The 13,903-nt window shown below is 61.3% G+C and carries 12 protein-coding genes; 6 read left to right on the top strand and 6 right to left on the bottom strand.

Annotation, left to right across the window (positions count from 1 at the left end; genetic code table 11):
- Positions 1–54: 54 nt before the first annotated feature.
- Positions 55–333 (top strand): 30S ribosomal protein S20, encoded by a 279-nt coding sequence (gene rpsT, locus J1N02_RS17545; protein WP_003188401.1) that lies wholly within the window; start codon positions 55–57, stop codon positions 331–333.
- Positions 334–535: 202 nt separating this feature from the next.
- On the opposite strand, the gene J1N02_RS17540 is transcribed toward rpsT, so the two are convergent.
- Positions 536–1,021 carry an FKBP-type peptidyl-prolyl cis-trans isomerase gene (locus J1N02_RS17540; RefSeq protein ID WP_003188398.1) on the bottom strand — a complete coding sequence of 162 codons (486 nt, stop codon included), beginning with the start codon at positions 1,019–1,021 and terminating at the stop codon, positions 536–538.
- Here J1N02_RS17540 and J1N02_RS17535 point away from each other — a divergent pair.
- The 3 genes from J1N02_RS17535 (at position 1,020) to J1N02_RS17525 (ending at position 4,389) form a co-directional block, all read left to right on the top strand.
- The gene (locus tag J1N02_RS17535; RefSeq protein WP_313904232.1) at positions 1,020–1,310 is read left to right on the top strand and encodes a DUF3565 domain-containing protein; all 291 of its coding nucleotides are present in this window, start codon (positions 1,020–1,022) and stop codon (positions 1,308–1,310) included. The genes J1N02_RS17540 and J1N02_RS17535 overlap by 2 nt on opposite strands.
- Positions 1,311–1,389: 79 nt before the next feature.
- Complete coding sequence (gene pta / locus J1N02_RS17530; protein ID WP_027606860.1) at positions 1,390–3,489, top strand: phosphate acetyltransferase; 2,100 nt, start codon at positions 1,390–1,392, stop codon at positions 3,487–3,489.
- Positions 3,490–4,389: an acyltransferase gene (locus tag J1N02_RS17525; RefSeq protein ID WP_421147527.1), complete on the top strand. Its 900-nt coding sequence runs from the start codon at positions 3,490–3,492 to the stop codon at positions 4,387–4,389. It abuts the gene before it with no gap.
- 111 nt (positions 4,390–4,500) lie between these two features.
- Here J1N02_RS17525 and cysN read toward each other — a convergent pair whose 3' ends face one another.
- From cysN to J1N02_RS17510, 3 genes are all read right to left on the bottom strand, one after another.
- Complete coding sequence (gene cysN / locus J1N02_RS17520; protein ID WP_065924067.1) at positions 4,501–6,399, bottom strand: sulfate adenylyltransferase subunit CysN; 1,899 nt, start codon at positions 6,397–6,399, stop codon at positions 4,501–4,503.
- Between the two features lie 9 nt (positions 6,400–6,408).
- A complete protein-coding gene (cysD, locus tag J1N02_RS17515; protein ID WP_017137614.1) occupies positions 6,409–7,326 on the bottom strand; it encodes a sulfate adenylyltransferase subunit CysD in 918 nt (305 codons plus the stop codon).
- Between the two features lie 136 nt (positions 7,327–7,462).
- Positions 7,463–8,221 carry a Nif3-like dinuclear metal center hexameric protein gene (locus J1N02_RS17510; RefSeq protein WP_368963156.1) on the bottom strand — a complete coding sequence of 253 codons (759 nt, stop codon included), beginning with the start codon at positions 8,219–8,221 and terminating at the stop codon, positions 7,463–7,465.
- A 102-nt stretch (positions 8,222–8,323) separates the two neighbouring features.
- Between J1N02_RS17510 and algW the strand changes: the two genes are divergently transcribed.
- Positions 8,324–9,478, top strand: coding sequence for a Do family serine endopeptidase AlgW (gene algW / locus J1N02_RS17505; protein WP_027606864.1), 1,155 nt, complete (start codon positions 8,324–8,326; stop codon positions 9,476–9,478).
- Positions 9,479–9,590: 112 nt separating this feature from the next.
- Entirely contained in the window at positions 9,591–11,687 is a 2,097-nt protein-coding gene (locus J1N02_RS17500; protein ID WP_421147526.1) for a TonB-dependent siderophore receptor, read from the top strand.
- Positions 11,688–11,790: 103 nt separating this feature from the next.
- Here J1N02_RS17500 and hemH read toward each other — a convergent pair whose 3' ends face one another.
- Positions 11,791–12,816, bottom strand: coding sequence for a ferrochelatase (hemH, locus tag J1N02_RS17495; protein ID WP_065938463.1), 1,026 nt, complete (start codon positions 12,814–12,816; stop codon positions 11,791–11,793).
- A gap of 15 nt (positions 12,817–12,831) precedes the next feature.
- Positions 12,832–13,731 (bottom strand): TIGR01777 family oxidoreductase, encoded by a 900-nt coding sequence (locus J1N02_RS17490; RefSeq protein WP_421147525.1) that lies wholly within the window; start codon positions 13,729–13,731, stop codon positions 12,832–12,834.
- Positions 13,732–13,903 lie beyond the last annotated feature (172 nt).

The raw sequence follows: 13,903 nt of genomic DNA, 5'->3' as shown, positions 1-13,903 counted from the left end.
TTCGCGGCCTATTTTGTTTGCTATTTCCTAAAAAGTCTTTCGAGGAGCTCGACGGTGGCCAACACACCTTCCGCCAAAAAACGTGCAAAACAGGCTGAGAAGCGTCGCAGCCACAACGCCAGCCTGCGTTCCATGGTTCGTACCTACATCAAGAATGTAGTTAAAGCCATCGACACCAAAGACGCTGAAAAAGCTCAAGCAGCTTACGTTCTGGCTGTGCCAGTTATCGACCGTATGGCCGATAAAGGCATCATCCACAAGAACAAGGCCGCTCGTCATAAGAGCCGCCTGAACGGCCACATCAAGGCTTTGAGCGTTCCTGCTGCAGCCTAAGTGGTAACAACTGCAACGCAACCCCGGTTGCAAAACAGTTAAGAAATGCCCCATACCGAAAGGTCTGGGGCATTTTTGTTTGTGCCTGAAAATACACCACGATCAAAATGTGGCCGGGGTATCCGGTAGAGATTTTCAAGCGCACAAAAAAACGCCCCGAACCAGCCGGGGCGTTTTTGCTACCACTTGATCAAAACATCAATCAATGGTGATGACCGCCTTCACCGTGGACGTGACCGTGGGCCACTTCTTCCTGGGAAGCGTCACGGATGGCAACGATCTTCACTTGGAAGTTCAGGCGCTGGCCAGCCAGAGGGTGGTTGCCGTCGACGGTAACGTCGTCGCCGTCCAGGTCACGGATGGTGACGATCTGCATTTGACCGTCCGGCGCGGAAGCGTGGAACTGCATGCCCACTTCCAACTCATCAACACCTTCGAACATGCTGCGGCTCAGGGTGCTGACCAGTTCGGCGGAGTATTCGCCGTAGGCATCTTCAGGTTCTACGGCAACGGTCAGCTCATCACCGACGTTCTTGCCTTCCAGAGCCTTTTCCAGGCCTGGGATGATGTTACCTGCGCCTTGCAGGTAGACCAGCGGCGCGCCGCCGGCTGAGCTGTCGATGACCTCACCAGCGTCGTTGGTCAGGGTATAGTCGATGGAGACAGCCTTGTTAGCGGCGATCGTCATGGGGCGAGACCTTTTGCATAAGAATGAAGAACGGACAAGTCTAAACAAGGATTTGCCCGAAAGCGAACAGAACCCGGACGGACGGGGCCGATCAACGGCATCCTTGGTCATCGGTTTCCATCAGGACGAGGAGGGTCACTGGGTTGCCGGGCTGTCCTGCGGCCACACCCAGCACCTGCGCCACCAGCCGCCATGGCAGTCTCGCGCCTGGGTACTCGACGCCGCGCAGCGCCTGGAAAAAATAGGCCAGCCCTTTGCCTGCGGCTGGTGTGCGCAAGCGCCCGAATAACGATAACCTTGGCGCCTGATTCCCGGTAGGCACTCAACCATAGGGCGCCACCGAAGCCATGCACCTCCAGAGAATTCGCATGCAGACTTTTTTTATCGCGCCCACCGATTTTGGTGTGGGTCTGACCTCCATCAGCCTTGGGCTGGTGCGTACCCTTGAGCGAGCCGGCCTGAAAGTCGGTTTTTTCAAGCCGATTGCCCAGCCGCATCCCGGCGATACCGGCCCCGAACGCTCCACCGAGCTGGTGGCTCGCACCCATGGCCTCAAGCCGCCACAACCACTAGGCCTGGCTCACGTGGAACGCATGCTCGGCGACGGCCAGCTCGACGAGCTGCTCGAAGAAATCATCACCCTTTATCAGCAGGCCGCCGTGGGCAAGGACGTGCTGATCGTCGAAGGCATGGTACCGACCCGCAGCGCCAGCTATGCGGCCCGGGTCAACCTGCACCTGGCCAAGAGCCTGGATGCGGAAGTGATCCTGGTCTCGGCCCCGGAAAACGAAGTGCTCACCGAACTCTCCGGCCGCGTGGAACTGCAGGCCCAGTTGTTCGGCGGCCCGAAAGACCCGAAAGTGCTCGGCGTGATCCTGAACAAGGTGCGCACCGACGAAAGCATGGAAGCCTTCTCGGCGCGCCTCAAGGAGCATTCGCCCTTGCTGCGCAGCGGTGATTTCCGCCTGCTCGGCTGCATTCCTTACCAGCCGGAACTCAACGCGCCGCGCACCCGCGACGTGGCCGACCTGATGGGCGCGCAGATCCTCAACGCCGGCGACTACGAAACCCGACGCATGACCAAGATCATCATCTGCGCCCGCACCATGCGTAACACCGTGGAGCTGCTCAAGCCCGGCGTGCTGGTGGTGACCCCCGGCGACCGTGACGACATCATCCTCGCCGTCAGCCTGGCCGCGATCAACGGCGTGCCCCTGGCCGGCCTGCTGCTGACCAGCGACACCCTGCCCGACCCGCGCATCATGGAGCTGTGCCGCGGCGCCTTCCAGGCCGGGTTGCCGGTGCTGTCGGTGAGTACCGGTTCCTACGAGACCGCCAACCTGCTCAACAACCTCAACAAGGAAATCCCCATCGATGACCGCGAGCGCGCGGAGATCATCACCGATTTCGTCGCCAGCCACCTCGATGCGCGCTGGCTGCACCAGCGTTGCGGCACGCCACGGGAGATGCGCCTGTCGCCGGCGGTGTTCCGCTACCAGCTGATCCAGCGCGCCCAGGCGGCCAACAAACGCATCGTGCTGCCCGAGGGCAGCGAACCGCTGACCGTGCAAGCCGCCGCCATCTGCCAGGCCCGGGGCATCGCGCGCTGCGTGCTGCTGGCCAAGCCGGCTGACGTAGAAGCGGTCGCGCGCGCGCAAGGCATCGAATTGCCCGAAGGCCTGGAGATTCTCGACCCGGACCTGATCCGCCAGCGCTACGTCGAGCCCATGGTTGCCCTGCGCAAGAGCAAGAGCCTGAATGCGCCGATGGCCGAGCAGCAACTGGAAGACACCGTGGTGATCGCCACCATGATGCTCGCACTGGATGAAGTGGACGGCCTGGTTTCCGGGGTTATCCACTCCACCGCCAACACCATTCGCCCGGCTCTGCAGCTGATCAAGACCGCACCGGGCTGCACCCTGGTGTCGTCGGTGTTCTTCATGCTGTTTCCCGAGCAGGTGCTGGTCTACGGCGACTGTGTGATGAACCCGCACCCCAGTGCCGCCGAGCTGGCGGAAATCGCCTTGCAAAGCGCCGACTCGGCCGCTGCCTTCGGTATCACCCCGCGTGTGGCGATGATCAGCTACTCCAGCGGCGACTCGGCCAGCGGTGAGGAAGTGGAGAAAGTCCGCGAAGCCACCCTGCTCGCCCATGAACAGCAAAGCTCACTGCTGATCGACGGCCCGCTGCAATACGACGCCGCCGCCAACGAAACCGTCGCCCGCCAACTGGCCCCCGACAGCCTGGTCGCCGGCAAAGCCACCGTGTTTGTGTTCCCGGACCTGAACACCGGCAACACCACGCACAAGGCCGTGCAACGCAGTGCCGATTGCGTCAGCCTGGGGCCGATGCTCCAAGGCCTGCGCAAACCGGTCAACGACCTGCCACGGGGTGCCCAGGTCGACGACATCGTGTACACCATCGCGCTGACTGCGATCCAAGCCGCCAACCGACCTATGGATATCTAAATGCTGGATTTTCTACCTGCCGCCGTACGCGGGGTGATCGCTTCGCTGCTGTTGGCGCTGAATACGATCCTGCTGTGTTCGTTCCTGTTTATCGTGGCGCTGTTCAAGGCACTGCCCTTCGCCAAGGGCTTCAGCGAATGGCTGATGAACCACACCCACGAAGCCTGGGTCACCAACAACAAGGGCTGGATGAACCTGGTGCGCCATACCCGTTGGCACCTTAAAGGTCTTGAAGGCCTGGACTACCAGCACTCGTACCTGGTGACCAGCAACCATCAGAGCTGGGTCGACATCATGGTCCTGCAATATGTGCTCAATCGTCGGATTCGCCCGCTGAAGTTCTTCCTCAAGCAGGAGTTGATCTGGGTGCCGGTGATTGGCCTGGCGTGGTGGGCACTGGGCTTTCCCTTCATGAAGCGCTACACCAAGGCCTACCTGGAAAAACACCCGGAGAAGAAAGGCAAGGACCTGGAAACCACTCGCAAGACCTGTGCGAAGTTTCGCGACAACCCGGTGGGTATTTTCAACTTTGCCGAAGGCACGCGTTTTACACCGGGCAAGCATGCGCAGCAGAAGTCGCCGTTTCGCTACCTGCTCAAGCCCAAGGCGGGTGGTATCGCGTTTGTGCTGGATGCCATGGGAGAACAGCTGAAATCACTGGTCAATGTGACCATTCACTACCCTGGCGGGCGCCCGGGGTATTGGGACTTGCTGTGCGGGAATGTGAAGGACGTTGTGGTGCAGTTTGAAGAGGTGCAGATTCCGGCAGAGTTTATCGGCAGGAATTATGAGCAGGATGGGGAGTATCGGTTGGCGTTCCAGGGGTGGATCAACCAACTGTGGGAAGAGAAGGATGCGTTACTGGACACGCTGCATAAAGACTTCCCAGACAAACGATGATCAAAATGTGGGAGAGGGCTTGCCCTCGATAGCAGTGTGTCAGTCAGTACATCTGTCACTGATCCACCGCTATCGGGGGCAAGCCCCCTCCCACATTTGACTGCGCGAGGCTTAGATCGCGCCGCGCTGACGCAACAGCTCCAGCACTTGCTTGACGCTGTCTTCCAGCGACAAGGCCTGGGTGTCGATTACCAGGTCGGCATTCAACGGCACGTCGTACGGGAAGGATTCGCCAGGGATGTTATCCCCACCCGCCGCGTACAAGCCCTGCGGATCACGCTCGGCGCACACCTGCGGGGAGGCCTGCACGTACACGGTCAACAGGCGGTCGCTGCCAATCAGCGCCTTGGCCTGTTCACGGCCTTCGGCATCCGGGGCAACGAATGCGGCCAGGGTCAGCAGGCCGGCTTCGTTGAACTGACGCGCCACGTGAGCGGCACGGCGCCAGTTTTCGGTACGCCCGGCACGGTCCTGGGGCAAGCCCTTGTTCAGGTCGTGACGCAGGTTCTGGCCATCCAGCACGAACACCGCACGGCCCATGTCGAACAGCTTGCGCTCGACCGCATAGGCCAAGGTGCTCTTGCCCGCGCCTGACAGACCGCTGAACAACACGGTAGCCGGTTGCTGGCCGAAACGCTGGGCGCGCTCCTCGGTGGCGACATGGGCCAACTTGCCGTGATGCGCCGCACTGCCGTGGGTGACCGGCGGCGCGATGATCATGCCGGCGCCCACGGTGCCGTTGGTCAGGCGGTCGATGACGATAAACGCACCGGTGGTGCGGTTGCTGTCATAGCCATCCAACGCGATGGCGGCGTCGAGGCTGACCTTGACCCGGCCGATTTCGTTCAGTTGCAGCGAACTCGCAGGGCCTTCGGCCAGGGTGTTCACGTCCACACGGTGCACGATGCTGGTGATGGAACCCGGCACGTAGCTGGTGGCGCGCTTGATGTCGTATTTCTTGCCCGGCAGCATCGGTTCTTCGGCCATCCACACCAGCATGGCGTCGAAGGCGTCGGTCACTTGCGGCACGTTGTCGGCATGCACCAGCAGGTCGCCACGGGAGATGTCGATCTCGTCTTCCATGGTCAGGGTCACGGCCTGGCCTGGGCCGGCGTGTTCCAGCTCACCTTCGAAGGTGACGATGGATTTGACGCGGCTGCTCTTGCCCGACGGCAGTACCACGACTTCGTCGCCCTTGTGCACGATGCCGCTGGCCAGGGTGCCGGCGAACCCACGGAAGTTCAGGTTCGGACGGTTGACGTACTGCACCGGGAAACGCAGGTCGGTGTAGTTGCGGTCGTTGGCGATCTCGACGGTCTCGAGGATCTCCATCAGCGACTGGCCGGTGTACCAGGGCGAGTGCTCGCTCTTGTTCACCACGTTGTCGCCCTTGAGCGCCGACATCGGCACGAATGCCATGGTGCTCGGCTTGAAGGCGATGCCTTCGGCGAACTTCAGGTAATCGGCCTTGATCGACTCGAACACGCTTTGGTCAAAGCCATTGATGTCCATCTTGTTGACGGCGATCACGATGTGCTTGATGCCCAGCAGCGAAGCGATATAACTGTGGCGACGGGTCTGGGTCTGCACGCCGTAGCGCGCGTCGATCAGGATGATCGCCAGGTCACAGGTGGAGGCACCGGTGGCCATGTTGCGGGTGTACTGCTCATGGCCGGGGGTGTCGGCGATGATGAACTTGCGCTTGGCGGTGGAGAAGTAGCGGTAGGCGACATCGATGGTGATGCCCTGCTCACGCTCGGCCTGCAGGCCGTCGACCAGCAACGCCAGGTCGATGTCGTCACCGGTGGTACCGGACTTTTTCGAGTCACGGGTGATGGCTTCCAGGTGATCTTCGTAGATCATCTTGGAGTCGTGCAGCAGGCGCCCGATCAGGGTGCTCTTGCCGTCGTCGACGTTGCCACAGGTCAGGAAGCGCAACATTTCCTTGCGCTCGTGCTGGCCCAGGTAGGCGAGGATGTCCTCGCTGATCAAATCAGATTGATGCGACATGACAGCCCCTTAGAAATAGCCTTGACGTTTTTTATCTTCCATCGAGCCGGCACCATCGTGGTCGATGACACGGCCCTGGCGCTCGGAAGTTCGCGTCAGGAGCATTTCCTGAATGATGTCCGTCAGCGTCTCGGCTTCGGACTCCACCGCGCCCGTCAACGGGTAGCAGCCAAGGGTACGGAAACGTACTTTCTTTTTGACGATTCGGGCTTTGTCTTCGTCGGACAAGTGCTCGAGGATGCGGTCGTCGTCGATCATGATCAACGTGCCGTTCTTCTCGATGACATCGCGCTCGGCGGCGAAGTACAGCGGCACGATCGGGATGCCTTCCAGGTAGATGTACTGCCAGATATCCAGCTCGGTCCAGTTGGACAGCGGGAACACACGGATCGACTCGCCCTTGTTGACGTTGCCGTTGTAGACGTTCCACAGCTCCGGGCGCTGGTTCTTCGGGTCCCACCGGTGCTTGCTGTCGCGGAATGAGTACACGCGCTCTTTGGCGCGGGATTTCTCTTCATCGCGACGGGCACCGCCGAAGGCCGCGTCGAAACCATGCTTGTCCAAGGCCTGCTTGAGGCCTTCGGTCTTCATGATGTCGGTGTGCTTGGCGCTGCCGTGGGTGAACGGGTTGATGCCCTGCGCCACGCCATCCGGGTTGACATGGGTGATCAGGTCCAGGCCCAGTTCCTCGACCATTTTGTCGCGGAACTTGTACATCTCCTGGAATTTCCAGCGGGTGTCGACGTGCATCACCGGGAACGGCAGCTTGCCCGGGAAGAAGGCCTTGCGCGCCAGGTGCAGCATCACGGCGGAGTCTTTACCGATCGAGTAGAGCATCACCGGGTTATCGAACTCGGCGGCGACCTCGCGGATGATGTGGATGCTTTCCGCCTCCAGCTGTTTCAGATGCGTCAGTTTGTCGACCATGGTTACTCACGGAAAAACGATCTTATGGACGGCCAGCGGGCCGTGTTCGAGCGGGGCATGCTAGCACAGCACCTTCTTCTATTCAGGGCGCCAGCTAGATCGAAACGGTATATCAATATGCCCCAAGGTTTGGCCATCAAATCGGGTTGGGGCAATCGATGAACAGATGCTCCAGGGCGAAGCGCCGCGCCAGGTAATCGCCCAGCGCCTGTACGCCGTAACGTTCGGTGGCGTGGTGGCCGGCGGCGATAAAGCTGATGTCGTTTTCCCGGGCACTGTGGAAGGTTTGCTCGGAAGCTTCGCCGCTCAGGAACAGATCGACGCCCGCGGCGATGGCGTTGTCGATGTAACCCTGGCCGCCACCGGTGCACCAGCCGACGCGGCGGATCATCTGGCTGCCTTCGATCAGCAGCGGCTCGCGGCCCATCACGTCCTGCACACGCCGGGCGAAGTCGCGGGGCGACAGCGGTTCGACGAGCGAGCCGACCAGGCCGACGACCCTGGGGTTGCTCGGGTCCAGTGGGCCTTCGACGGTGATATCCAACTGGCGGGCGAGTTGCACGTTATTGCCAACGTCGGGGTGCAGGTCCAGCGGCAGGTGGTAGGCCAGCAGGCTGATGTCGTGTTTGAGCAGGGTTTTCAGGCGGCGTTGCTTCATGCCGGTGATACAGGGGGTTTCGCCTTTCCAGAAATAACCGTGGTGCACCAGGATCAAATCGGCCTGGGCTTCGACGGCCGCGTCCAGCAGGGCCTGGCTGGCGGTCACGCCGCTGACGATGCGCATCACTTGCGGCCGCCCCTCGACCTGCAGGCCATTGGGGCAGTAATCGGCAATCTTTGCGCTGCCGAGGTAGCGGTCCGCTTCCTCGACGAGGGTGGTAAGGGGGACGGCCATAAAAGACTCCTAAATATCCCGTTCCGAGGCGCTCGCAGCCTCGTATAATGCGCGACATTATGGGCGCTCTCCCGCCCCCTGCAACCTGTCAGGACTTACTTGATGCTCAAGGCACTGCGTTTTTTTGGATGGCCATTGCTGGCTGGCGTGCTGATCGCGATGCTGATTATTCAGCGTTATCCCCAGTGGGTGGGCTTGCCCAGCCTTGATGTCAACCTGCAACAGGCGCCCCAGACCAGCTCGGTGGTGCAAGGCCCGGTGACTTACGCGGACGCGGTGGTCATCGCCGCTCCTGCGGTGGTCAACCTGTACACCACCAAGGTCATCAACAAGCCGGCCCATCCGTTGTTTGAAGACCCGCAGTTCCGCCGCTACTTCGGTGACAACGGGCCCAAGCAGCGCCGCATGGAGTCCAGCCTGGGTTCCGGGGTGATCATGAGCCCCGAAGGCTACATCCTCACCAATAACCACGTGACCACCGGCGCCGACCAGATTGTGGTGGCCCTGCGTGACGGCCGTGAAACCCTGGCCCGCGTGGTGGGCAGCGACCCGGAAACCGACCTCGCGGTCCTGAAGATCGATCTGAAAAGCCTGCCGTCCATCACCCTCGGCCGCTCCGATGGGCTGCGGGTGGGTGATGTGGCACTGGCTATCGGCAACCCGTTCGGAGTGGGCCAGACGGTGACCATGGGCATCATCAGCGCCACCGGGCGAAACCAACTGGGGCTGAACAGCTACGAGGACTTTATCCAGACCGACGCGGCGATCAACCCGGGCAACTCCGGCGGCGCACTGGTGGATGCCAATGGCAACCTGACCGGCATCAACACGGCGATTTTCTCCAAGTCCGGCGGCTCCCAGGGCATCGGCTTTGCGATCCCGGTAAAGCTGGCGATGGAAGTGATGAAGTCGATCATCGAGCACGGCCAGGTGATTCGCGGCTGGCTGGGGATCGAAGTACAGCCGCTGACCAAGGAGCTGGCCGAGTCGTTCGGCCTGACCGGGCGCCCAGGCATCGTGGTTGCCGGGATTTTCCGCGATGGCCCGGCGCAGAAAGCCGGCCTGCAGCTGGGGGATGTGATCCTCAGCATCAACGGCGAACCGGCCGGTGATGGGCGCAAGTCGATGAACCAGGTGGCGCGGATCAAGCCAACCGACAAGGTGGCGATCCAGGTGATGCGCAACGGTAAAGAGATCAAGCTGCTGGCGGAAATCGGCCTGCGTCCACCCCCTGCACCGGTCAAGGAAGAGGAATAAACCACCTCGCCAGGTACCCGTTCGCGGGTACCTGTAAGCTCATATTTCAAAGCGAATCCATTCTCATCGGTTATGTTATATTGTTTCAATATCGCTATTGGAACGCTCTATCATGCCGTCTCGAAAGTTTGCCCCCCTGGCTGGCCTGGCCTTGGGTCTGCTGCTGGATCCCGCGTTTGCCGAAGAAAACACCGTTGAGCTGGATACCATCAGCGTCACTACCGACGCCTATGAATCCGCCACCGGCCCGGTCAAAGGCTACCGTGCCACCCGCTCTGCCAGCGCGACTAAAACCGACACCGCCCTGCGCGACATCCCACAGTCCATCAGCGTGATTCCCGCCTCGGTACTCACGGACCTGGGCAGCACCAACGTGGAACGCGCCCTGGAGTTTGCCGGCGGAGTGTCCAAGCAGAACAACTTTGGCGGCCTCACGCTCTACGAATACAGCGTGCGCGGCTTCACCACCTCGGAGTTCTACCAGGACGGTTTCAGCGCCAACCGCGGCTACCCGAGCACACCGGACGCGGCCAATATCGAACGCATCGAAGTGCTCAAGGGCCCCGCAGCCAGCCTGTATGGCCGCGGTGATCCCGGTGGCACGGTGAATATCGTCACCAAAAAACCCCAGCCCGAAGCCTTCACCACCATGCAAACCAGCGCGGGCAGTTGGGACCGTTATCGCACTGCCGTCGATATCAATACGCCGCTGGACAGCGAGGGCGACCTGCTGTCGCGGGTCAACCTGGCGGTGGAGGACAACAACAGCTTCCGCGATCACGTCGAGAGCAAGCGCGTATTCGTCGCGCCCTCATTCAGCTGGCAGCTGGACCCGGACACCCACCTGCTGGTAGAAAGCGAATTCGTACGCCACAGCTCCACCTTCGACCGGGGCATCGTCGATGCCCCAGGCGTATCACGCTCCACCTTCCTCGGCGAACCCAACGACGGCGATATCGACAACCACAACAACCGCATCCAGGCGACCCTCGAGCATCATCTCAACGACGCCTGGAAACTGCGCCTGGCCAGCCACTACAAGCAAGGCAGCCTGTGGGGCGACGCCTCGGAAAACCGCGCGCTGAACGCCGACGGCCACACCCTCAACCGCCGTTACCGCGAACGTTCCATGGGTTGGCACGACAGCATCACCCAACTGGAACTGCGCGGTCTGTTCGACCTTGGCAGTTGGCAGCATGAATTGCTGGTCGGCACCGAATACGAGGACTACCGCAAGAAGGAGCGCGTCACCGCCATTGCCGGCAGCCCCTACGCCATCGACCTCTACAACCCGGTCTACGGCCAGCCCAAACCCAATGGCGCACGTTCCGGCACCGACTTCTTCGAACAGACCAAAAGCCAGGCGCTGAACCTGCAAGACCAGATCATCTTCACGGACCGCCTGCGCGGCATGGTCGGCGCGCGCTTCGAGCATTTCGAACAAAGCACCGACGACTTCACCCGCAACCACGCCAAGAGTCGGCAAACCCACGACGCACTTACCCAGCGCGCCGGTCTGCTGTATCAACTGACGCCAGAGGTCGGCGTATTCGCCAACGCCTCCACTTCGTTCAAGCCCAACAGCGGCCTGGACGCCAGCGGTAACACCTTCAAGCCCGAAGAAGGCGTGGGCTACGAGGTGGGGATCAAGAGCGAGCTGTTCGACGACCGCCTCAGCACCACCCTCGCCGCCTTCCATATCGAAAAGGAAAACGTGCTGGCCCTGGACCCGGCCACCAACACCAACCGCGCCATGGGCAAGGCACGCAGCCAGGGCTTCGACCTGCAACTGACAGGACAACTGACCGATGCCGTACGCGTGATCGGCGCGCTTGCCTACATCGACGCCGAAGTGACCAAGGGTGATAAAGCCATTCCTGCGGGCAGCCGCATCCTCGGCGTAGCCAAGCGCAGCGGCAGCCTGTTGGGGGTGTATGAATTCCAGGACGGCGCGCTGCGCGGTTCAGACCTGGGCGCGGCGTTCACCTATGTGGGGGATCGCTCGGGTGAAGCGGGCAGCCGCTTTGAATTGCCCGCCTACCACACCGTCGACTTGCTGGCCCATTACAAGGCCACGCAGAGCGTCACCGTGGGCCTGAACCTCAACAACTTGTTCGATGAAAAGTACTACGAGCGGTCCTATAGCAATTACTGGATCAATCCCGGCGAGCCGCGCAATCTCACCGTCAGCCTGACCCTCAACCTCTAACCCCCCCTTGTAGGAGCGAGCTTGCTCGCGAAGCACCTGAGAGCGCCGCGTTACCCCAGAGGCGCTGCGTTATCGTTAACGACCTTCGCGAGCAAGCTCGCTCCTACAGTGACAGCGGTGCTCTTTCGCAGAGCGTATTGAGCGCTGCCGCCCACTGCGGATCGTCATTCAAACACGGCACCAGCACCAACTCCTCACCGCCCGCCTCGCGGAATTGCTCCCGACCACGATCACCGATCTCTTCCAGGGTCTCAATGCAGTCGGCAACAAACGCGGGGCACATCACCAGCAGCTTTTTCACCCCTTGCCGGGCCAGCGCTTCCAGGCGTGCCTCGGTGTAGGGTTCGATCCACTTCGCACGGCCCAGGCGCGACTGGAACGCCACCGACCATTTGTCGTCGGGCAAGCCCAGGCGCGCGGCGAAGTCGCGGGCAACGCTGAAGCATTGTGCGCGGTAGCAGGTCGCGAGCACCTCAGGCGAGGCGTTCTTGCAGCAGTCCGCATCCTTGAAGCAATGCTGGCCGGTCGGGTCGAGCTTTTTCAGATGGCGCTCGGGCAAGCCGTGGAAGCTCAGCAGCAAGTGGTCGTAATGCGCGTCTATATAAGGTCGGGCGCTGGCTGCCAACGCGTCGAGGTATTCCGCCTGATCGTAGAATGGCTGCAGGATCGAGAACTGTACGTTGAGCTTTTTGTCACGCACTACCCGCTTGGCTTCTTCAATCACTGTGGTCACGGTGCTGTCGGCAAATTGCGGGTACAAGGGCGCCAAGGTGACCTTTTGAATACCTTGGGCGGCCAGCCGCGTGAGCGTCGTTTCCAGGGAAGGCTCGCCATAACGCATCGCCAGCTCCACTGGCCCCTGGGTCCACTGCGCGGTCATCTGCTGCTGTAGGCGACGACTGAGCACCACCAGCGGCGAGCCCTCGTCCCACCAGATCGAGGCGTAGGCATGGGCCGATTGCTCGGGGCGCTTGATCAGGATCAGCGACACCAGCAAGCGCCGCACCGGCCACGGCAGATCGATGACATAAGGGTCCATCAGGAACTGATTGAGGTAGCTGCGCACATCGGCCACCGAAGTGGACGCCGGTGAACCCAGGTTGACCAGTAACAACGCGTGATCCGTCATGCAACATCCTATCTCTTAGCGGCGGCTGGAAACGTCGTCCAAGGCCGCACGCAACTCAGTGAACTGGAAAGTGAAACCGGCCGCCAGCAAGCGTTCGGGCATTGCTTTCTGGCCGCCCAGCAACAAGCCGGACAACTCGCCCAAACCCACCTTCAACACAAAGGCCGGCATCGGCATGAACGCCGGGCGGTGCAGCGCCTGGCCCAATGTCCTGGCGAACTCGCGGTTACGCACCGGGTGCGGCGCGCAGGCATTATAAGGACCGCTGGCGTCATCCTTGTGCAGAAGAAAATCAATCAAGGCGATTTGATCCTTGATATGCACCCACGGCATCCACTGCCGCCCGTTGCCGATAGGCCCGCCCAGCCCGAGTTTGAACGGCAGCAACAGGCGCGACAAAAAGCCGCCCTCGGCCGCCAGTACCAGGCCGGTGCGCACCAGCACCACGCGGATGCCCATCGCTTCGGCACGTTGGGCGGTTTCTTCCCAGGCGATGCACAGTTGGCTGGGGAAATCGTCCTGTACCGGCCCACTCGCCTCGGTCAGTTCGCGCTCGCCGCCGTCGCCGTACCAGCCCACCGCCGAACCGGAAACCAGCACCGCCGGCTTCTGCGCCTGGCTTTCGAGCCAGGCCAGCAGGGTTTCGGTCAAGCCGATGCGGCTGCTCCAGAGCAGCGCCTTGCGTTTGTGGGTCCAGGGACGGTCAGCTATCGGCGCGCCTGCCAGGTTGACCACCGCGTCCACCGCGCCAATCACCTCCTCCAGACGAGCCACCCCGAGCACCGTTGCACCGCATAACCGGGCGACGTCTTCAGGATGGCGGCTCCACACCGTCAGGCGATGACCTTGGGCAATCCAGTGTTGGCAGAGTTGGCGACCGATCAGGCCGGTACCGCCGGTCAGCAAAATATGCATGGGACGCTCCTCATGTAACGTTCGCCGCCGATCACTAGTCTATTTTATAAGCAGGGATCAATTTGTAATCGAGCGTGACTTTTGTTTAAGCCTCATGCTTAACCATAGGTCACGCCAAGCGATCAGGTACGCCAAAACTTATACCAAAAAATAATATTGTACAGCTATTGGT

This window comes from Pseudomonas sp. NFX5 (assembly GCF_049132125.1).
Classification (GTDB): Bacteria; Pseudomonadota; Gammaproteobacteria; order Pseudomonadales; family Pseudomonadaceae; genus Aquipseudomonas; species Aquipseudomonas marginalis.
Note: the sequence above shows the minus strand (reverse complement) of the source record. Positions and strands in the feature narration are given on the sequence as shown.